The sequence below is a fragment of the Vibrio sp. 10N.261.51.C6 genome, assembly GCF_041471785.1.
GTDB classification, from domain to species: Bacteria; Pseudomonadota; Gammaproteobacteria; order Enterobacterales; family Vibrionaceae; genus Vibrio; species Vibrio crassostreae_C.
The window spans coordinates 35,099-54,578 of record NZ_JBFRPB010000039.1 but is presented as its reverse complement, the minus strand read 5'-3'; the positions used below and the strand labels follow the sequence as shown (position 1 = coordinate 54,578).

The 19,480-nt window shown below is 45.1% G+C and carries 18 protein-coding genes and 1 riboswitch; of the genes, 9 read left to right on the top strand and 9 right to left on the bottom strand.

All coding sequences use genetic code 11. The features are described 5' to 3' along the window. Positions 1–209: 209 nt before the first annotated feature. The 6 genes from AB4375_RS10980 to AB4375_RS10955 form a co-directional block, all read right to left on the bottom strand. Entirely contained in the window at positions 210–725 is a 516-nt protein-coding gene (locus AB4375_RS10980; protein WP_017058892.1) for a DUF3299 domain-containing protein, read from the bottom strand. Positions 726–739: 14 nt separating this feature from the next. Continuing rightward, positions 740–1,999, bottom strand: a complete 1,260-nt coding sequence (locus tag AB4375_RS10975) for an FtsX-like permease family protein (protein WP_017067558.1) — start codon at positions 1,997–1,999, stop codon at positions 740–742. Then, entirely contained in the window at positions 1,996–2,712 is a 717-nt protein-coding gene (locus AB4375_RS10970) for an ABC transporter ATP-binding protein (RefSeq protein ID WP_229647434.1), read from the bottom strand. Before AB4375_RS10970 ends, AB4375_RS10975 begins: the two co-directional genes overlap by 4 nt. 141 nt (positions 2,713–2,853) lie before the next feature. Beyond that, entirely contained in the window at positions 2,854–3,576 is a 723-nt protein-coding gene (locus AB4375_RS10965; protein ID WP_229647435.1) for a DUF2796 domain-containing protein, read from the bottom strand. Between the two features lie 40 nt (positions 3,577–3,616). Next, entirely contained in the window at positions 3,617–3,907 is a 291-nt protein-coding gene (locus tag AB4375_RS10960; protein WP_372051562.1) for a DUF2607 family protein, read from the bottom strand. A gap of 91 nt (positions 3,908–3,998) precedes the next feature. Beyond that, positions 3,999–4,550, bottom strand: a complete 552-nt coding sequence (locus AB4375_RS10955) for a YtfJ family protein (protein ID WP_017063723.1) — start codon at positions 4,548–4,550, stop codon at positions 3,999–4,001. Positions 4,551–4,803: 253 nt separating this feature from the next. On the opposite strand from AB4375_RS10955, the gene AB4375_RS10950 reads away from it, so the two are divergent. Next, positions 4,804–5,004, top strand: a complete 201-nt coding sequence (locus AB4375_RS10950) for a DUF1107 family protein (RefSeq protein WP_017058898.1) — start codon at positions 4,804–4,806, stop codon at positions 5,002–5,004. 110 nt (positions 5,005–5,114) lie between these two features. On the opposite strand, the gene msrA is transcribed toward AB4375_RS10950, so the two are convergent. Further along, positions 5,115–5,744: a peptide-methionine (S)-S-oxide reductase MsrA gene (gene msrA, locus AB4375_RS10945; protein WP_017058899.1), complete on the bottom strand. Its 630-nt coding sequence runs from the start codon at positions 5,742–5,744 to the stop codon at positions 5,115–5,117. 195 nt (positions 5,745–5,939) lie between these two features. Here msrA and AB4375_RS10940 point away from each other — a divergent pair, with 195 nt between their 5' ends. Genes AB4375_RS10940 through AB4375_RS10930 form a run of 3 tightly spaced genes read left to right on the top strand, consistent with a single transcriptional unit; the run spans position 5,940 to position 11,782 of the window. Next, on the top strand, positions 5,940–7,652 hold the full coding sequence (locus tag AB4375_RS10940) for an autotransporter assembly complex family protein (protein ID WP_372051561.1): 1,713 nt from the start codon (positions 5,940–5,942) through the stop codon (positions 7,650–7,652). Then, positions 7,649–11,407, top strand: coding sequence for a translocation/assembly module TamB domain-containing protein (locus AB4375_RS10935; protein ID WP_136979532.1), 3,759 nt, complete (start codon positions 7,649–7,651; stop codon positions 11,405–11,407). Before AB4375_RS10940 ends, AB4375_RS10935 begins: the two co-directional genes overlap by 4 nt. A gap of 18 nt (positions 11,408–11,425) precedes the next feature. Further along, positions 11,426–11,782: a gamma-glutamylcyclotransferase gene (locus AB4375_RS10930; protein WP_017069403.1), complete on the top strand. Its 357-nt coding sequence runs from the start codon at positions 11,426–11,428 to the stop codon at positions 11,780–11,782. 87 nt (positions 11,783–11,869) lie between these two features. Here AB4375_RS10930 and fbp read toward each other — a convergent pair whose 3' ends face one another. Then, a complete protein-coding gene (fbp, locus tag AB4375_RS10925; protein ID WP_017063728.1) occupies positions 11,870–12,880 on the bottom strand; it encodes a class 1 fructose-bisphosphatase in 1,011 nt (336 codons plus the stop codon). Positions 12,881–13,150: 270 nt separating this feature from the next. Here fbp and mpl point away from each other — a divergent pair, with 270 nt between their 5' ends. The 5 genes from mpl (at position 13,151) to thiQ (ending at position 18,790) form a co-directional block, all read left to right on the top strand. Further along, positions 13,151–14,509, top strand: a complete 1,359-nt coding sequence (gene mpl, locus AB4375_RS10920; RefSeq protein ID WP_017071296.1) for a UDP-N-acetylmuramate:L-alanyl-gamma-D-glutamyl-meso-diaminopimelate ligase — start codon at positions 13,151–13,153, stop codon at positions 14,507–14,509. Positions 14,510–14,547: 38 nt separating this feature from the next. After that, the gene (locus AB4375_RS10915; RefSeq protein ID WP_016787846.1) at positions 14,548–15,171 is read left to right on the top strand and encodes a flavin prenyltransferase UbiX; all 624 of its coding nucleotides are present in this window, start codon (positions 14,548–14,550) and stop codon (positions 15,169–15,171) included. A 43-nt stretch (positions 15,172–15,214) separates the two neighbouring features. Next, positions 15,215–15,334: riboswitch (TPP riboswitch) on the top strand. Between the two features lie 53 nt (positions 15,335–15,387). Beyond that, complete coding sequence (gene thiB / locus AB4375_RS10910) at positions 15,388–16,380, top strand: thiamine ABC transporter substrate binding subunit (protein ID WP_017058906.1); 993 nt, start codon at positions 15,388–15,390, stop codon at positions 16,378–16,380. Positions 16,381–16,472: 92 nt separating this feature from the next. Further along, entirely contained in the window at positions 16,473–18,086 is a 1,614-nt protein-coding gene (gene thiP / locus AB4375_RS10905; RefSeq protein WP_170967441.1) for a thiamine/thiamine pyrophosphate ABC transporter permease ThiP, read from the top strand. Then, positions 18,086–18,790 (top strand): thiamine ABC transporter ATP-binding protein, encoded by a 705-nt coding sequence (thiQ, locus tag AB4375_RS10900; protein WP_372051559.1) that lies wholly within the window; start codon positions 18,086–18,088, stop codon positions 18,788–18,790. The genes thiP and thiQ overlap by 1 nt, the downstream gene beginning before the upstream one ends. A 106-nt stretch (positions 18,791–18,896) precedes the next feature. On the opposite strand, the gene yjgA is transcribed toward thiQ, so the two are convergent. Beyond that, positions 18,897–19,421: a ribosome biogenesis factor YjgA gene (gene yjgA, locus AB4375_RS10895; RefSeq protein ID WP_017069408.1), complete on the bottom strand. Its 525-nt coding sequence runs from the start codon at positions 19,419–19,421 to the stop codon at positions 18,897–18,899. Between the last annotated feature and the right edge of the window lie 59 nt (positions 19,422–19,480).

Here is a 19,480-nt window from a genome sequence, read left to right as displayed (position 1 = left end):
CTCAAGGAGGAGTTATGAATCAAGTCAATGATAACAAGCTGAAGAAACAGCTTAGTATCGGGTTATTACTCGCGATTTATGTCGCTGTTCTAGCTTACTTATCTAATTACATCGCGTAATTCAGAAGAAAATTATCGTTATTAAACTGTTATTGAATGATCACACTCGTTCAGTGACGGCAGCTCATCCTTGAGCCACCCTTCTAATGACTACATGTCGTCATACTCTTCAATCGCAGTACCTTCAATAAGATAACCGGTTTGCGCTAAGTCATGGCTGATTGACTCAGTTTTCAGCGTTCCGACCAAATAGATCACATCCCATAACTGCTGTATTGGTGCACCTTTCGGGAACTTCACGTAGATGATTTGGTTCGGTGGCGGCGGTGGCACGTGGATACATGCGCCAAAGTACGGTACCAGCAGAAACTCAGTGATCATATTCTCATCACCTTCCAATGGAATCACAAAGCCAGGAATCTTCACTGTGCTGCCATTCAGCTCTGGGCGAACAGCACCAAGTGTCGATTGTTGAGGTTTGTCCATACTATTGTGGTCAACCATCGGCATACCAAATGAATCTAGCTGAGCACGTTCTGATTCTGGAATCAAATCAATCCATTCAAGTGTTAATACCGATTCGTCATTCTGAGTGGTTTCAGCGTGAGCTGTACTGATAAATGGGAACAGAAGTAGCCCAAGTATCAGTAGGAATTTGCGTTGCATCGTAGGTTCCTATTTTAGATTCGAATCGTCATGCCATCAGACAATGACTGGCGGTAAGCCCTGAAAGCGGGAATAAAGCCGATAATGATTCCAGCAACTTGTACCAGCATAAGCAGTTTCCACTCATGCGGTGTGATTGCGGATATCGATATGTTGATACCATAACTTTGTTGCACAATAGGAGCAACCACTGCGATCAGCGCAAACAATACTGCAACACCTAATGTAATGCCAAGGAAGGTTAGCGCACTGGCTTCACTGATCAGTAAACCAAACACATGACGAGGTCTTGCGCCCATCGCACGTAGGATGGCCATCTCTCGGCGCCTTTCTTGCAAGCTAGTGAGTAGGCTACTGAGCATGCCCAATAAACCGGCGACGACAACAAACCCTGAAACAATCAGTAGTGCTTGTTCTGCTACAGCCATCATTCCCCACAATTCGTGAAGCGCAATGCCCGGCATAATGGCGCTTAAAGGTTCTTGGCGGTAGTTATTGATTTCTCGTTGCAGTGCGAAGGTTTGGATCTTCGATTTAAGGCCAACCATCATCGCGGTAATCTGCTTCGGTTGGAAGTCACGTTGCTTTAGCGCTTCAGCATTCGGTGTGTGCCCGAGGTTGGCACCTGATTCCCAGCCAACATGAATTGCTTCGATTGCCTCTAGCGATACGTGTACGGTTTTGTCTACTGGTGTTCCTGTTGGCGCGAGTATTCCCACAATCTTGAAGGGCAGATTATCGTGACGGCTAAACGCAACATCACTGATACCGTGCGCAAGAATGATTTGATCACCTATTTTGTAATCTAGCTTCTTCGCGACGTCGGCACCAATCACTACGTCAAATAGCTGATTAAACTCTTTACCTTGTTGGAAAGTAAGTAATTGCTTACTTCCATAGCGATAGTTTTCAAAGTAACTATGATTTGTACCCATCACACGGAAGCCTTTGTGTGAATCGCCCAATGATATTGGTATCGCCCACTTTACTGCGTTGTGCTGGCTAAATTCTTCATAGCTTTTCCAGTCGATGTTGTTGGTCGCATTACCGATTCTGAATACTGAGTAAAGCAGCAGGTTGACCTGACCAGAGCGGCCACCAACGATAAGGTCAGTACCTGAAATCGTATTGGCGAAGCTACTTTTTGCTTCGGTTCTAACGCGTTCTACGCCGAGCAAGAGAATGACAGATACCGCCACCGTGAGAATGGTGAGAATAGCCGTGGCTTTACGGTTGAGTACGCTTTTTAAGGCTAAGTGAGTAATTACTTTCATACGACAACCTTAGCTTGGTTAACGGTTTTTAAATCTATGGTTCGAGTGAATAATTTTTCTAGTGTTGGATCATGGCTAACAAAGATAAGAGTAGAACCTGCCTGGTTGGCTTGTTCTAACAACAGTTCGATAAAAGCTTCTCGGTTGTCATGATCCAAAGCCGAGGTTGGCTCGTCGGCAATAATGATTTTGGGTTGGCCGATCAAAGCACGAGCGGCAGCAGCACGTTGTTGTTGACCGATGCTTAACTCGGTAACGGGCTTATCCATTAAAGCTTGAGGTAGTTTTAATCTGAGTAACAACTCTCGAGCCGTCTCTTGTAAGCTTTTCTGGCTTTCAGCGACTTGCTGTTTACGTATCTGTGAAAACTGGCAAGGAAGCGTCACGTTATCGATAACTGATAGATAAGGAAGCAGGTTAAATTGTTGGAAAATATAACCAATATGATCGGCTCTGAATTTATCTCTTTGACGAGGTGTAAGCTGAGTGAGGTCTTGATCAAGGATAGAGACTTCTCCTTGCTCAGCTTGGTTGATTCCGGTCAGTAGCCCTAACAAAGTTGATTTTCCACAACCACTTGGCCCTTTAATAAAAAGGTGCTCTTGGGCTTGGATGTGAAGAGAGGGGATCTCTAGCGTTGGTGGTAATTCAGGCTTCCAACGAAAGCTGATATTTTCGAGTTTGACCACAAGTGATGAACTGTCAGAAGACATGCTAGCTCCAATAATTAAAGCGGTGTATCTACTGGACAGTAATTTGAAACATAAATTCCCAGGAACACACCGATTTGAACAGCCAAGTAAGCGATGACTTACCTGGCTGTTTATTTTACGTTTAATCCGATCTAGGAGTGATTAGAATCGGAAACTAATACGCTCTGCGTTAAGCACTTCTTGTACTTGAGCTGTGTCTGTTAGTAGGTTCACCGTCATTTTTTCAGTGTTGCTGAACTTAGAGAACCACTGAGTGCTAACTGTGTCTAGCTTAGCAACATCTGAACATTCATAGTGGTACTCAACAGTGAACTCACCGTGGCCACCTTCTGAGTGATCGTGGCCTTCATGATCGTGGTGGTCGTGACCTTCGTGGTCATCATGATCGTGCTCAGCGTGGTCATGGTCTTTGTGGTCATCATGATCGTGTTCAGCGTGGTCATGGTCTTTGTGGTCGTCATGATCGTGTTCAGCGTGATCATGGTCTTTGTGGTCGCCATGACCGTGTTCCGCATGGTCATGGCCTTCATGGTCGTCATGACCGCCTTCTAAGGTGTTTGCTACTGACTTGAACTTTAGAGTACAACTCGCATTATTAAAACTAAACAGCTCTTCTGGCTTGTTTAATTGTGCGATAGCCTGTTCAAACACTTTCTTCTGTTCTGCAGTTTCTGGAGCATGTTCAAACCCAACCACATCAGCGCCGGGAGCTGTTACTTCAACAAGCAATTCTTGCCCATCTTGCGCGATGTTTACTTCAACTTGGCCATGTACGTGTGCATCATGAGAGCGGAATTCTTCGTTAGCTAGAGCATTTGTAGAGACAGTCATGCCGATAACAACGGCTAAAAAAGTAGGTTTCATGTTTTTTCCTGAATAAAGGTTAATTAAAAAGTAGTGGTAATTAAGCGATACTTACAGGAGGTGAGCGTGCCAAATAAGCGAAATATAGCCGCTGTAGTGAAGTTACTGACTCTGTAATAGCGACAGTAAATTCCGAATGGAACTCTGGAATCTGTGGTAGTGAGTGCGCTGTGATGAACTGATTAAGCGAAAACAGCTCACAATGGTGTGAAGTGTGGTGCTCTGGTGCGATATCCACAATGTGTGTTGCGGCTAACACGCTTAACATGAGCATAAGCCCAAGCAAGAAGCCTGTTTTGCGTTTCACATTGTTGGGTGTGTTTTGCCACATCAGGATGATTAACCACAGAATTAAAAAAAGGATACTGTTATAATATAACAATATCCTTTGGTTAGGTCTCGAAAAAGACGCGAATATCTTATTAAAGGCTCGCTTTAATCAACTCAATGACTTGAGTGACTTCTGATTCGTTTAATGCACCTTCTTTTACAAACAAGATTTTACCTTGCTTGTCTTGAACGATAATCGCTGAGCTTTCTTCTTTTAGAGCCCATGTTGACGCAACGGCGCCGTCTTCATCTAGGACCATAGAAGACCATGGAAATTCTTCTTTGCTGCTTTCGGCAGAGGACTTAACAAAAGACCCAGTACCCCAAATCGCATCATCTTGGTTGATGATAGTGGTGGTTTGGTAGCTGTCTTCTGAGAATTTCGATGCGGTAATGGCTGCCATCAGTGGTGCGTTGAGCTCTTTAGAGCTGCTGCGGCCAGCGATAGCTTGAACGACGCGAACTTTACCTAGAAGATCATTGGTTGCCCAAGCTTGATATCCAGTATTTCCGTCGTTTAGAACAATCTCACCATAGTTACTCACATCAACGGCAGGCAGGGTAGCGCCTACTGATAGGTTGTGAGCATTGGCGAAGAGTGGAGAGGCTGCGGCTAGAAAAGCCAGTAGAGTTTTGTTTTTCATTATATTTTTGTTCCGCTTATTGGTTTGCACAGGAAGTATAATATGAAATTTGAAAAATGCTTCTTTAACTTTTTTATCGTACGACGTAGAAAGAAGTTGCAGGCTTGTTACCAAAAGGTATAATGCATCAATATCAAGATGAACAATAGATTATCTTGCTGTTTGCTAAAGGAATTAGCGATTAAATGTGCTTTGAACAGCGACGCTGTTCAGGTATGTGACTGTAGTACTCAAATGGAATTGAGGTTGTATTATGTTAAGAAAATTTTCTACTTACCGTCCACGTCAGGTGGCGCGTTTCGTTAAAGTCCTGTTTAAAGGCCAATTTGCTATTGAAGGTGTTGGAGAGTTTCGCTTCGACCAAGGCAAGGTGCTACTTCCTGAAGTTTCAGACAAACAAAAGCTCACTATTTTTAAAGAAGTTAACGGCACCATTGCAGCGTTGCCGGTGTAACTGAGCTTTATCGATTTGTCTTGCACCGAATAGATTAACAATGAAAAGGGCTTCCTGATGGAAGCCCTTTTTTAATGCGTGTCGTTCACGATGGTATGTCGAACGGCACTTTATTGTGGAGGGAAGCACACACCTGTTCCACCCAACCCGCAATACCCATTCGGATTTTTAGCTAGGTATTGCTGGTGGTAGGTTTCTGCGAAAAAATATTTTCCAGCAGGCAGAACTTCCGTCGTGATCTCGTTGCCTAAAGATTCAGTCATTGCTCGTTGATATTCACGTTTAGAGTGCTCAGCGATAGATTGTTGTTCTTCACTGAAGGTGTAAATCGCAGAACGGTACTGAGTCCCTAAATCGTTGCCTTGGCGCATCCCTTGAGTTGGGTCATGACGCTCCCAAAAGGTTTCAAGTATTCGAGCTAGAGAGGTTTGTTCACTATCAAATATGACACGAACGACCTCGGTATGGCCGGTTTGCCCAGTACATACTTGTTCATAAGTGGGATTAACTGTGTATCCGCCAGCGTAACCAACGGATGTTGAAATAACGCCATCCAATTGCCAAAACAAACGCTCAGCTCCCCAGAAGCACCCCATACCAAACAGGACTTCTTGTTGAGAGCCCGTGGGTGCATCGAGCAGGTCGGTTTGATTGACGAAATGGCGCTCAGTGATTCGAATTGGGTCAGCATTTCCCGGTAGTGCGGTTGCTGCAGAAACCAGTTGTTGTTTGTTTAGCATGTTATATTCCTTTTCGCATACGTTTACCGCGCTGGCTTTTATTTAACGTGGGTTCATATTAACTGTTGGTCAATATTGAATAAGTCTTTAAATTAGACCGTGTTATTCCAGGATTTATTACAGACTCAATGCCTATTTAGCGGTATTATTTCTTTTCACTTATTAACGTATTGATAACTTCTTCACCAATTAAACATGATAAGAAAAACTTTACCAGTTCTGATTGGCACTCTATTGTCATCGACGCTCGCTTTCGCTGACGTTTCCCTTGAAATCAAAGGGCTAGATGGAGCGCTTGAGGATAATGTTGATGCTTATCTGAGTGCGATCCCTGAAGAAGAGTATTCGGTTTCACTAAGATTCCAATCCCGCTTGGAATCTATGATTAAAGAAGCCCTGAATGCGTTAGGCTACTACCACCCTAAAATCACATTTACTCACTCCGAAGATGATACCGAAATGACCGTTACGGTTGAGCCGGGAGAGCCTGTTGTTATTTATACTTCAGATATCGTTCTAACTGGTGAAGCCAAGGATGACCCAGACTTTTTAGCCTTGATAGCGAAGAGTAGCTTGTCTAAAGGTTCGACTCTGAATCATGGTAATTATGACTCTTTGAAATCGTCGATCCGCAACCTTGGCTTAGCGAAAGGCTACTTCGATGGTGCTTATGATCTTAGTAAGCTAGAAGTCGCTCCTGAATTGAACCGCGCTTATGTTCGTCTTCATTATAACAGTGGTATCCGCTATCACTTTGGTACTACTCAGGTTACTGGTAGCCAGATAGAAGAAGATAAGGTGCAGTCACTTAAACCATTTGAGGATGGCGAACCTTACTCAATCACCAAAGTCGGTGAGTACAACCAAAACCTGTCCAATACGGATTGGTTCTCCTCGGTATTTGTTGAACCAGATTTAAGCCAGTTAGGCGAAGGCCGAGAGATCCCGATGAAGGTTAGCCTTGCTCCGCAAGCTCGTAACCAAATCGAAACGGGTATCGGTGTATCCACCGACCTTGGCGTAAAAGGCACTCTGAAGTGGAAAAAACCTTGGGTTAATGAACAAGGCCATAGCTTCAATAGCAGCCTGTCGATTTCTAAACCTGAACAGACGATTACCGCTACCTATAAAATCCCTCTGGATGACGTGCTGAACGACTACTATCAAGTTAAGTACGGTATGAAAAACTTGGATAATCGTGATACCAAGAGTTTGGAGTCAAACTTAGCGCTAGAAAGATATTGGCGACTGGATAACGGTTGGCAACGCACGGTCTTCATTCGATACTTGGTCGAAAACTATGAGCAAGGTTTGCAGGATGATTTAGCGCAATTTGTGCTGCCGGGTATCTCTTTCTCACGCACTCGAACGCGAGGCGGTTCGATGCCGATGTGGGGCGATAAACAAACCATTATGGTTGAAGCGGGTGATGATACCTTGTTATCTGAAGCTAAGGTTGTTCGTTTTCAAGGTCAAACCGCTTGGATTCGAAGCATTGGCGACAATCACCGAGGCTTAACTCGACTTCAATTTGGCGGCAACTTTGCCGACGAGTTTGATAAGCTATCTCCCTCCCTAAGATTCTTTGCTGGTGGTGACAATAGCATTCGTGGTTATGGTTATGAGTCGATCTCTCCTCGAGATGAAAGTGGCGCACTAACGGGTGCCAAATTCATTGCAACCAGCTCGTTTGAATACCAATACCGCTTGGTTGGAAACTGGTGGGGCGCAGCATTCTACGACATTGGTGATGCCTTCAATGATAAACCTGAATGGAAACATGGTACCGGCGTCGGGGTTCGTTGGGCGTCGCCCGTCGGCCCTGTGAGCTTAGATTTTGCTTGGGGTCTAGATGCAGCAAAAGGTGATGAGTTCCAGTTACACTTTAGTTTAGGGCCAGAATTATGATCAAAGTGATGGGCAAGTGCATCAAGTGGACGTCGATCTCATTGACGTCTATTTTGCTGTTGTTGATAGCCTTGCTAGGTTTTGTTTTGTTCACCAATCCAGGGTTGAACACTGTGTTGTGGGGCGCTGAAAAAGCGTTGCCACAGCTTAAAGTGGAAAGCACTAAAGGGGCTCTGTTCCCGAGCTTTACGCTTAATAATGTTCAGTTTAAAGATGACAGCCTGCATATAGACACCAAAGTTCAAAAGCTGAACTTGGCGATTAATCCTCGCTGTCTGCTCGACCCTAAGTTGTGTGTCGATCGTTTAGCGATTCAAGGATTGGACTTCGCATTTACTGAACTGCCTCCGGCCTCTACAGAAGAAACAGAACCTACTCCGCCCGTAACATCGGTAAAAACACCGTTGCCAATCGTAATCAACCGTATCGCTTTGTCTGATATCAAGTTGAATATCTTAGGGCATGAAATTGAATGGAGCTTGTTCTCTACGGCTTTGAGTATGCAGGGCGAAAAGCTAACTGTATCGCCAACCTTATTCAATGATCTTAAGGTTAAACTCGCTGAGTCGACAGAAGAACCGCAAGCAGAAAAGGTTGAGCCAAAAGCTGCCGTTAAAACGGCTATCGAATTGCCGGAAGTCTGGATTCCTCTGCAGGTTGTGTTGGAGCGTTTTGACCTCAACCGTTTCACCTTAGAACAAGAAACACCAATCGTTGTTAACCACCTTGGGCTAGAAGCTCGCGCGGGCAAACACACGGTTGATGTTTCAACTCTCGAACTCGATATGCCACAAGCAAGCGCCAATCTAACCACGAAGGTTGAGCTCAAGGGCGGTTACCCGCTAGAACTTTCTTTGGATGCGTTGGTGAAAGAAACCGACCTTGTTGGGCAGAAGTTGTCTCTGAAAGCACAAGGCAGCGTGGCTAAGCTAAACCTAGACTCCCAATTTTCTGAGCTGATTGAGGCAAAGTTGTCTGGGGATATTCAACCCTTAGAACCGACTCTGCCATTTGACCTTCTTTTAGAGGGCGGACAAGCACAGTGGCCCCTTACCGGAAAAAGCGATTACCAAGCGACAATTGAGCAATTTAAAGCTGATGGCTCACTAGATGGTTTTAATGTTCTTCTTAAAGGTGAAGCCGATGGTAAGGAAATCCCTGAATTAGCCATCGATCTACAGGGTAAAGGCACGACGGAACAAATTGTTCTCGAGCGTCTAAAGCTCAACACGCTAGGCGGTGAGCTTAACGGTGTCGTTAAAGCGAACTGGAAGAGTCTCGTTAACTGGCAAGCTGACGTGACACTCAAAGATATTCAACCGGGTCTGCAGTGGCCAGAAGCTGAGGGCAACATTAGTGGAAACATCGTCACCTCAGGTGAGTTGACTGAAGCGGGCGGCTGGGCGATTGAACTGCCTAAATTGGATATTGAAGGGATCTTGCGAGAATACCCTCTGGATATCGAAGGTCAGTTGTCAGCGTCGGATCGCAGCGCGAGCGGTGAACCAAAACTGAAAACCAGTGGTTTGAGCTTAGCTCACGGTGTTAACTCGATTAAGGCTCAGGGTGAGCTTGATAAGAAATGGGACATGGGTGTTGAGATTCACTTCCCTGAGCTTGTAAAAAGCGTCCCTGATTTGAAAGGTAAAGTGATTGGTAACATCCAGCTCAGTGGTCCAACGAAAAAGCCTGAAGTCGATCTCGCTCTAAATGTGGATAAGGTAGATTGGAATAACGAAGCAACACTAGAATCCTTGTCGCTTAATGGTTCTGTGGTTCCTCTGCCATTGCCTGAAGCTCAAGCTGATCTTGAATTAAAAGCTAACAACCTAACCTATCAAGATCAGAGCGTAAAAAGCATTGATCTCACGGTGAGTGGTGGTGAGAAGAAACACACAGTGACACTTGATGTGATATCCGACATCGTGTCTACAAGCTTAGCTATTTCCGGAGAGTTGATTCAAAAGCCTTCTCTTATTTGGTATGGATCGTTAGACAGAGTCAAAATCACCACTCAGCAAGGCCCTTGGGTGTTAGATCAACCTGTCGCGATAAATGCGGATGTTGATAAACAGTTTGCCGATGTTCAAGCGCACTGTTGGAAACAATCGGGTTCGAGCGTGTGTTTGGATGAAGACGTTCGTGTCGGAAAATCGGGTGAGGCCAAGGTAGCCATCAATCAATTCGATTTCGAGCAGATTAAAGCCTTTGTGCCTAAAGAGACGCAATTACAGGGCTTAGTCAATGCGACTGCTCATGCAAAGTGGTCTGAACAAGATGAGCCTGAAGTCACGGTAAGCGTTGATATGCCGAAAGGTCAGGTTGTTCAACAAGTGGGTGAGCCAATCACACTGGGTTGGGAAAGCGTTGCATTGAATGCCCAACTGAAAGACAACAAACTGGATGCCGATTTTAAGTTGGATGTTTCCGACAATGGTGACCTGTCTGGCACGGTGTCGTTACCGGATATTCTTGCCGAAGACAAAATGGTCGATGCGGCAATTAAGCTGACCACGTTCCATCTTGATTTCTTACAACCAATTCTAGGTGAATACAGCTTATTGAAAGCCGACCTTGAGAGTGATCTTCAAGTTAAAGGCTCTCTGATGCACCCTCAAGTCTTTGGTCAATTCTCTGTTGATGGTATTCAAGTCAAAGGCGATGTTACGCCTGTTGATGTGAAAGATGGCCGCATCGACCTCGACTTTGATGGTTATAGTGCAAAACTGGATGCGAATGTCGAAACACCTGATGGTCACCTTGATATTGAGGGAACCGGAGATTGGCAAGATCTTAAAGCATGGCATTCGAACGTTAGAGTTTTCGCTGATGAGTTGATGGTTGATATCCCACCGATGGTTAAGGTGAAGGTCGTACCTGATATGACTATTGATGTCACACCAGATCTGGCGAAAATCACCGGTGATATTGCATTACCATGGGGACGAATTGTTGTTGAAGATTTACCACCGTCAGCGGTTGGCGTCTCTTCTGATCAGGTTATTTTGAATAAAGATCTAGAGCCAGAAAACGAAGATACGAATCCATTCAATGTGATGACGAATATTAATATCTCCATTGGTGATGACTTTAAACTGTCTGCCTTCGGTCTTGAAGGTGATTTGGTCGGTAAGCTCAACGTGGCTCAAAAAGACCAAGGTCCATTTATTACAGGTGAAGTGAACATCGTCGATGGTACTTATCAATCATTCGGGCAAGACCTCTTGATCGAAGAGGGTAAGATCCTAATGAATGGACCACCGGATCAGCCATACGTAGCCATCAACGCGATTCGTAATCCTGATAATACTCAGGATGACGTGACCGCTGGTATTCGAGTGACTGGCCCTGCGACAGAGCCTACCATCGAGATTTATTCTGACCCAGCGATGCCACAAGCGAACGCACTGTCTTATATTTTGCGTGGCCAAGATATCGACGGTGAGTCGAGCGGTTCGATGACAACGACTTTAATCGGTTTGAGTTTAGCGAAGAGTGGTAAGGTTGTTGGTGAAATCGGTGAAGCCTTTGGTGTAAAGGACTTGCAACTGGATACTGCAGGCTCTGGCGATGACTCTCAAGTGACGGTAAGTGGTTACATCCTGCCTGGCTTACAGGTGAAGTATGGTGTGGGTATCTTTAACTCGTTAGGTGAGTTTACCGTTCGTTATAGATTGATGCAGGATCTCTATGTTGAAGCTGTTTCTGGCCTAGACAGTGCTGTGGATCTTCTCTATCAATTTGAGTTCGAGTAGAGCCGTATGGGAGGGCATATGCAGCATCTTGTTTTTGTCTATGGAACCTTGAGGCAAGGTCAGTCCAATCACCATTATTTGCAGGGCTGCGATTTATTAGGGCAGTTTGATACACCTAAGGAATACGCACTTTTTGATTTAGGTGCCTATCCGGCGATGATTTTGGGAAAGAAAAGTGTCGCTGGTGAGGTCTATATCATTAACGACGAAATTTTAGAGTCGCTCGATCGGCTAGAAGATGTTCCTGTTGAGTATCGTCGCGAGCAAATAGAGACTATATTTGGATTAGCATGGGTATATTTGTATCAGCTTGATCTAACAGCTAATAAAGAAATACTTTCGGGTAACTGGTGTCAGCGGAACAATGATTCCTAACTAGTTAATCACCTTACGAGACAACAAAAAGCCAGCACTGAGGTGCTGGCTTTTTAATAGCGTTAGTTTGAGAATGAAATGAGAGGGTTACTCAGGGTTCAGCTCAAGAAACTCTTCTACTTTACGTACCATTTTTGTTGAACCAACGAAGAAAGGCACACGTTGGTGTAGCTCAGTTGGTTTGATATCCATGATACGCTGTGCACCGTCTGATGCAATACCGCCAGCTTGCTCCATAAGGAAAGCAATAGGGTTGCACTCGTAAAGCAGACGCAGTTTACCTTGAGGGTGACTTTGCGTGCTTGGGTACAAGTAGATGCCGCCTTTCAAAAGGTTACGGTGGAAATCTGATACTAGAGAACCGATGTAACGTGATGTATAAGGGCGGTTGTCGCTTGGCTCATTTTCTTGGCAGTACTTGATGTACTTCTTAACACCCGTAGGGAAGCGGATATAATTACCTTCGTTGATTGAGTAAATCTTACCTTCGTCTGGAATCATCATGTTTTCATGAGATAGGCAGAAGGTACCCAGTGATGGGTCGTAGGTGAAGCCATTTACGCCAGCACCTGTTGTGTATACAAGCATGGTTGAAGAACCGTAAATCACGTAACCCGCGGCTACTTGCTTGTGTCCTGGCTGTAAGAAATCTTCTTGTGTTGGTGGTGTACCGATCGGTGATACTCGACGGTAGATAGAGAAAATTGTACCAACCGATACATTTACATCGATGTTTGATGAGCCATCTAGTGGATCCATCAGTACAACGTATTTTGCGTTTTTGTTGAGCTCTTTATTGAAGGCGACAGCTTCGTCTTCTTCTTCACTTGCAACACCACAAACTTGGTCACGGGCTTCTAGAGCCGCTTTAAATTTGTCGTTCGCGTAAAGGTCTAGCTTTTGCTGCTCTTCACCTTGCACGTTGTCTGTACCAACAGCGCCAGTGATGTCGACTAGGCCAGCCTTGTTGATCTCACGGTTAACAATTTTTGCAGCAAGTCGAATAGACGACAAAAGGGATGATAGATCACCGCTTGCATGGGGGAAGTCACTCTGTTTCTCAACAATGAACTCACCAAGGGTGCGCATCTCAGACATGTTATTTCCTTAAACTTCTCTCAATATTAGGGGGGATTTGAGCACTGTAGATTCGGCCTCTTGAGTGGGCTTTATTCATCTAGACGCTTACCTAAATTCTAAAGGTTAGATCTTTTTAATGGTAATGAACTAAGCGACACAGATCTCACTTACTATGTCGACTCAATTTGTTTTGCATTGCTGCTCGCTTTTAATCGCCATTTAATGATAATGAGTGCAAGCCGTTTTAATTAGGCACTGTTTATTTAGCCAAGCGTTTGGAAGCAATTTATGCATATTCATATCTTAGGAATTTGTGGCACCTTCATGGGTGGTGCTGCGGTATTGGCTCGTCAATTAGGTCACAAGGTTACGGGTAGTGACGCGAATGTTTACCCACCAATGAGCACCTTGTTGGAATCACAAGGGATTGAAATTATTGAAGGGTTCGACCCTAGCCAATTAGAACCAAGGCCAGATCTCGTGGTTATCGGTAACGCAATGAGCCGCGGTAATCCGTGTGTTGAGTATGTGTTGGATAACAACCTTAGATACACCTCTGGTCCTCAGTGGTTGCAAGAGTTCTTACTGCATGACCGTTGGGTGTTAGCGGTATCGGGAACGCACGGTAAGACCACGACATCAAGCATGTTGGCTTGGATCTTGGAAGACTGTGGCTATGCACCGGGCTTCTTAGTTGGCGGAGTGTTGGGTAACTTTGGTATCTCTGCTCGCCTTGGTGAAAGCATGTTCTTCGTGGTAGAAGCCGACGAATACGACAGTGCTTTTTTCGATAAACGATCTAAGTTCGTTCATTACCACCCAAGAACCTTAGTGATGAATAACCTAGAGTTTGATCATGCGGACATCTTTGACGATCTTGAAGCGATTAAGCGACAATTTCATCATTTGGTGCGTACTGTGCCAAGCAATGGTCGCATTTTCTCACCTAAGCAAGACAGCGCTATTGAAGATGTTCTAGCTCGCGGTTGCTGGAGTGAAACTGAATCGAGTGGCGAGCAAGGCGACTGGGATGCCAAGAAACTGGTCAAAGATGGCTCTCAATTTGAGGTTTACTTCCAAAATGAATGTGTTGGAACCGTAAATTGGGATTTAGTGGGCGACCACAACGTAAATAATGCTTTGATGGCGATTGCAGCTGCACGTCATGTGGGCGTGACACCTGACCTTGCTTGTGAATCACTAGCTACCTTTATTAATACTAAGCGCCGTTTGGAGTTTAAAGGCGAGGTGGCAGGTGTGTCTGTTTATGATGATTTTGCTCATCACCCAACGGCGATTGAACTTACGCTCGGCGGCTTACGTAATAAGGTCGACTCGAAAAAAATCATTGCCGTTTTAGAGCCTCGTTCCGCCACCATGAAACGTGGTGTGCATAAAGAAACCTTGGCTGATTCGCTTAAACAAGCGGATTCTACCTACTTATTCCAACCGGATAACATTGATTGGTCAGTTCAAGATGTTGCAGACGCTTGTCACCAACCGGCACACGTGAGTGATGACATGGATGCATTCGTTGCTAAAATTGTCTCAGAGGCACAAGCTGGCGACCAAATTTTGGTAATGAGTAATGGTGGCTTTGGTGGCATTCATCAAAAACTGTTGGATGGATTGGCACTCAAAGGCTAACGGCATCCACGACCTTATAATTTGAAGTAATTGAGAACATGACAAAACACGATAAAGCGATAACCCTTGCTTTCACTGGTGCATCCGGTGCGCCTTATGGCCTGCGTTTACTTGAATGCCTTTTGGCAGCCGATTATCAGGTCTACTTGCTGATTTCATCGGCAGCGCGAGTGGTATTGGCGACCGAGCATGAACTTAAGTTACCTGCTGGGCCAGATGCGGCGAAACAAGCTTTGGTTAAACATCTTGGCTGCGACCCTGAAAAGCTGGTGGTGTGTGGCAAAGATGATTGGTTCTCGCCGGTTGCCTCTGGTTCAGCAGCACCTAAACAGATGGTCGTTTGTCCATGTTCAGCGGGAAGCTTGGCTTCGATTGCTCATGGTCTATCAGATAACCTGATTGAGCGAGCAGCAGACGTAGTCATGAAAGAGCGAGGCCAATTGTTGTTGGTGGTTCGCGAGACGCCATTTTCGACGCTTCATCTCGAGAACATGCACAAACTTTCGACCATGGGCGTAACGATCATGCCTGCAGCTCCGGGTTTTTATCATCAACCCAAGTCAATTGAAGATCTGGTCGACTTTATGGTGGCGCGTATTCTAGATCACCTTGGTATCGAACAAGGTTTAGTGCCACGTTGGGGTTACGATCAACGTAATTGATCCAAACTTGATAGCTTATTGTTAAAAATCAAATTACAATTCTGAACACTCATCGGGGAGCGAACCATTCAAATAATGAATGCGAGCTGAGATCAAGCAGGTGCTTGGGACCCGTAAACCTGAACCAGATAATGCTGGCGTAGGAATTGAGTTAGGAACAACCTCTACCGTTCTCCTCCCTCAAACCTGTGCCGCTCAGACCATGGAGAGCGTCCAGTGAAATTCACATTAACTACCCTTGCTGTTACTACAGCTATTTCTTTTTCTGCCTTTGCTGCAGACAACACTTTGACTGTATACACCTATGACTCTTTTGCTGCGGATTGGGGCCCTCGTCCTGCCGTTGAAAAAGCATTCGAAGAGAAGTGTGGTTGTGATGTGAATTTTGTCGCTCTAGAAGATGGCGTGTCTATTCTGAACCGTTTACGTCTTGAGGGCGGCAACAGCAAAGCCGATATCTTGCTAGGTCTCGACAACAACCTGATGGCTGAAGCGAAAGCGACGGGCTTATTGGCTGAGCATAATGTTGATACGTCATCGGTAACGCTTCCTAATGGTTGGAACGACAGCACTTTTGTACCCTATGACTTTGGCTACTTTGCTTTTGTTTACAATAAAGAGAAACTGGAAAACCCGCCGAAGAGCTTGAAAGAACTGGTTGAGCAGCGTGATGATCTTAAGGTCATCTACCAAGATCCACGTACATCAACACCAGGCCAAGGCATGATGCTTTGGATGAAATCAGTATACGGTGATGAAGCGACAGCAGCATGGAAGAAGCTTGCTCAGAAAACAGTGACTGTAACCAAAGGCTGGTCTGAAGCTTACTCTATGTTCCTAGAAGGCGAGTCGGATTTAGTGTTGTCTTATACAACGTCTCCGGCTTACCACATTATTGCTGAAAGCGATTCTAAGTATGCAGCAGCAAGCTTCGAAGAAGGGCATTACACTCAAGTGGAAGTGGCCGCTAAAGTTAAAGGCAGTAAGAACGAGAAACTTGCTGATGAGTTTATGGCGTTTATCCTAAGTGATGAATTCCAATCGGCGATGCCAACAGGTAACTGGATGTACCCAGTGACCGATATTGAGCTTCCAAAAGGGTTCGAGCAACTTACGGTTCCTCAGAAAGCGCTAAGCTTTACACCCGAAGAAATTGCAGCTAAGCGTAAGCCATGGATTCGTGAATGGCAGAGTGCACTTACTTTTTAATTTTCTTTTAAAAAATTAGCTTTCTAACTTTCTGTATTTTAAGGTTTGTTCGATGTTAACTGAGCGAACCATTTACGGTAAAAAATCAATCTATGATAAAGAAAACACCTAAGGTTGGGATTTGGGTTGCGATACTCATTACCGCCTTCGTGGTTTCAGCAGTTGGGGCATTGCTTAGCAATGCCCCTTCTCTTGATATCAGCCAAGTATGGTCCGATCCCTACTATTGGCATGTAACGAAATTCAGTTTTTATCAGGCGACACTCTCAACGGTGCTGAGTGTTGGCTTTGCTATACCTATTGCTCATGCGCTGTGTCGTAGACAATTTTTTGGACGCGCTTTGTTGTTAAGGCTGTTCGCGTCGACCTTAGTCCTGCCGGTGTTAGTGGGTGTATTTGGCTTACTTGCGATCTATGGCAATAGTGGTTGGTTAGCTAAGTTTTTGGCGAACTTCGATATTGAATTGCCATTTTCCATATACGGACTGAATGGTATTTTGCTGGCGCACGTTTTCTTCAACTTGCCTTATGCCAGTCGCTTACTTTTACAAGCCTTAGATACGGTGCCTGCCGAGCAACACAAGCTTTGTGCTCACTTGGGTATGAGTCATTGGAACAAATTCAGATGGGTTGAATGGCCTCGCTTAAGACAGCAATTGCCACATGTGTGTGGCTTAGTCTTCATGTTGTGTTTTACCAGCTTTGCTACCGTGATGGCGTTAGGCGGTGGACCCAAATCAACTACTATCGAGCTCGCTATTTATCAGGCGATTAAATTTGACTTTGACCTTCAAGCTGGTGCCTTGCTCGCGATTTGGCAAATGCTGCTGTGTGGTGTGCTAGCAGTGAGCATTCAACGGCTATCGAAACCTATTTCAGTGACGGCCAGTCAGTTGTCTGAAGAGAAATATTTGGTTAAGGACAGCTGGTGGTCAAAAGCTTGGGATAGCTTTTGGATCATAATAGTCTCAATGCTGGTATTGCCGCCATTAGCTATGGTTATCGTCAGTGGAATTAACTCACAGGCATTAACCGTACTCAGCAGCGAGCCGTTTTGGGCGGCGTTAATGACCTCGGTTAAAGTCGCGTCATTAGCAAGTGTTATCGCAGTTGGTATTGGTATCGCCATACTGCTGACTAGCCGAGCATGGCGTTTACAGAACAAGAATTTTCGAGCCGATAAAATCGAGCTGATTGGCACTATTATCTTAGTGACTCCGGGGCTGGTGATCAGTACGGGTATCTTCTTATTACTGCGTTCATTCACCGATGTATTCAGTTTAGCTTTCTTTGTCGTGATTGCCGTCAACAGTTTAATGGCGCTGCCTTACGTAATTAAAACCTTGGCTCAACCTATGCTGCACCTGTCTCAGCAGTATCAGTATGTGTGTGCGAGTTTAGGGATGACTGGCTTCACTCGATTCAGGCTCGTGGAATGGCGCGCATTGCGTAAGCCGATGGCGCAAGCCTTCTCGATCAGCTTTATGTTGGCGATGGGTGATTTAAGCGCGATTGCTTTGTTTGGTAGCCAAGATTTTAGAACTCTGCCTTTGTACCTATTCCAATTGTTAGGCAGCTATCAAATGGAAGCGGCGGCGGTAGTTTCTGTGAGCTTACTGTTACTGAGTGTCGGCAGTTTTAGCTTAATAGAATTCTTATTTACTCGAAGATCTAAGCTCGATGCTAAAGAATTAAGGAACCGATGATGTTAGTGATGAAAGATGTGGATTACCACTATCACAGAGAGTTGTTTAGCTTTGATTTTCAAGCTGAGCAGGGCGATATTGTTGCGCTTATGGGGCCGAGTGGTGCGGGTAAGTCTACACTGTTGGCGCTAGTTGCTGGTTTCATCGAGCCTACATCGGGTGAGATATCAGTGGCTGGGCAGTCGCTTATTGGTAAAGAAGCACATCAGCGTCCGTTGGCGATGTTGTTTCAAGAGCACAACCTGTTTGCTCACCTTACGGTGCGAGAAAATATTGGTTTAGGTCTGCATCCAGGTTTAAAGCTTACTGCAACCCAAAAGCAAGCTGTGGAGCAAGCCGCAGCGCAAGTTGGCGTCGCTGAGTATTTGGATAGATTGCCTGAGCACTTATCCGGCGGTCAACGCCAGCGTGTTGCGTTAGCGCGTTGTTTTGTCCAACTTCATGATATTTGGCTGCTTGATGAACCTTTCTCTGCGCTTGATCCTTTGCTGCGTGAAGAGATGCTTAGCTTAGTGAAGCGATTAGCGGCAGAGCGAAATATTACGGTCTTGATGGTGACTCACCATTTAGGTGACGCACGCAGTATCGCGAATAAGTTTGTGTTTGTGGCGCTAGGTAAGGTGTTGGTTGAAGACTCGATAGAGGCTCTGACGGCGGATCATCCACAGACAGAATTAAGCTCATTTGTTAAAGCGGGTGAGTGACGATTCATCACTCTTGTTTAATCTCTCTGATATTGAGTACGTAGAAAACAAAAAGACCTAGCATGCGCTAGGTCTTTTATTGTCTTACAGAATAAAGCGACAAAGATTAGTCTTCTAGCTTTAGCTCTTTTAAGATTTGGAAGATTTCACGAGAAGCCTTTGCTGGCTTGTTCGCTGATTTCTCTTTGTTAGCTTGGCGAGCTAGCTGACGAAGACGCTGACGGTCTGCTTCAGGGTACATGTCCATGACTTCTGAAATGGCAGCATCGCCTTCAGCAACAACGCGATCACGCAGTTGCTCAAGCTTGTGCAGTTCAGCGGTTGCTTGCGAGTGCTTGTTACGTACTTTATCCAAAGCCGCTTGAATTGGCTCAGGATCAACATTGCGCATTACTTTACCAATGTATTGAAGTTGACGGCGCTTCGCTTCATTTTTAAAGCGTTGTGCATCTTTAATCGCTTGTGCCAAATCTTCAGACAGAGGAAACTTGTCTAATACAGAAGGCTTCAGGGAAACAAGTTCTTCCCCCAGTTTTTGTAGCGCTTCCATGTCGGTTTTCATTTCTGTCTTACTTACCCAGATGATTTCTTCTTCTGGTTCCCATGGGGCTTTTTGGTTTTTGCGAGCCATCTTTTCTGCCTATGTCACTATCTCAAACGAATATATTGCCTATTTTAGCAAGAATCTTG

Coding starts and splice junctions, on each gene's coding strand:
- AB4375_RS10970 (WP_229647434.1), bottom strand. CDS start 2,712: ATGTCTTCTGACAGTTCATCACTTGTGGTCAAACTCGAAAATATCAGC.
- mpl (WP_017071296.1), top strand. CDS start 13,151: ATGCATATTCATATCTTAGGAATTTGTGGCACCTTCATGGGTGGTGCT.
- AB4375_RS10935 (WP_136979532.1), top strand. CDS start 7,649: ATGATCAAAGTGATGGGCAAGTGCATCAAGTGGACGTCGATCTCATTG.
- fbp (WP_017063728.1), bottom strand. CDS start 12,880: ATGTCTGAGATGCGCACCCTTGGTGAGTTCATTGTTGAGAAACAGAGT.
- AB4375_RS10965 (WP_229647435.1), bottom strand. CDS start 3,576: ATGAAACCTACTTTTTTAGCCGTTGTTATCGGCATGACTGTCTCTACA.
- AB4375_RS10950 (WP_017058898.1), top strand. CDS start 4,804: ATGTTAAGAAAATTTTCTACTTACCGTCCACGTCAGGTGGCGCGTTTC.
- yjgA (WP_017069408.1), bottom strand. CDS start 19,421: ATGGCTCGCAAAAACCAAAAAGCCCCATGGGAACCAGAAGAAGAAATC.
- msrA (WP_017058899.1), bottom strand. CDS start 5,744: ATGCTAAACAAACAACAACTGGTTTCTGCAGCAACCGCACTACCGGGA.
- AB4375_RS10930 (WP_017069403.1), top strand. CDS start 11,426: ATGCAGCATCTTGTTTTTGTCTATGGAACCTTGAGGCAAGGTCAGTCC.
- thiQ (WP_372051559.1), top strand. CDS start 18,086: ATGTTAGTGATGAAAGATGTGGATTACCACTATCACAGAGAGTTGTTT.
- AB4375_RS10980 (WP_017058892.1), bottom strand. CDS start 725: ATGCAACGCAAATTCCTACTGATACTTGGGCTACTTCTGTTCCCATTT.
- AB4375_RS10940 (WP_372051561.1), top strand. CDS start 5,940: ATGATAAGAAAAACTTTACCAGTTCTGATTGGCACTCTATTGTCATCG.
- AB4375_RS10955 (WP_017063723.1), bottom strand. CDS start 4,550: ATGAAAAACAAAACTCTACTGGCTTTTCTAGCCGCAGCCTCTCCACTC.
- thiP (WP_170967441.1), top strand. CDS start 16,473: ATGATAAAGAAAACACCTAAGGTTGGGATTTGGGTTGCGATACTCATT.
- AB4375_RS10960 (WP_372051562.1), bottom strand. CDS start 3,907: ATGTGGCAAAACACACCCAACAATGTGAAACGCAAAACAGGCTTCTTG.
- AB4375_RS10975 (WP_017067558.1), bottom strand. CDS start 1,999: ATGAAAGTAATTACTCACTTAGCCTTAAAAAGCGTACTCAACCGTAAA.
- AB4375_RS10915 (WP_016787846.1), top strand. CDS start 14,548: ATGACAAAACACGATAAAGCGATAACCCTTGCTTTCACTGGTGCATCC.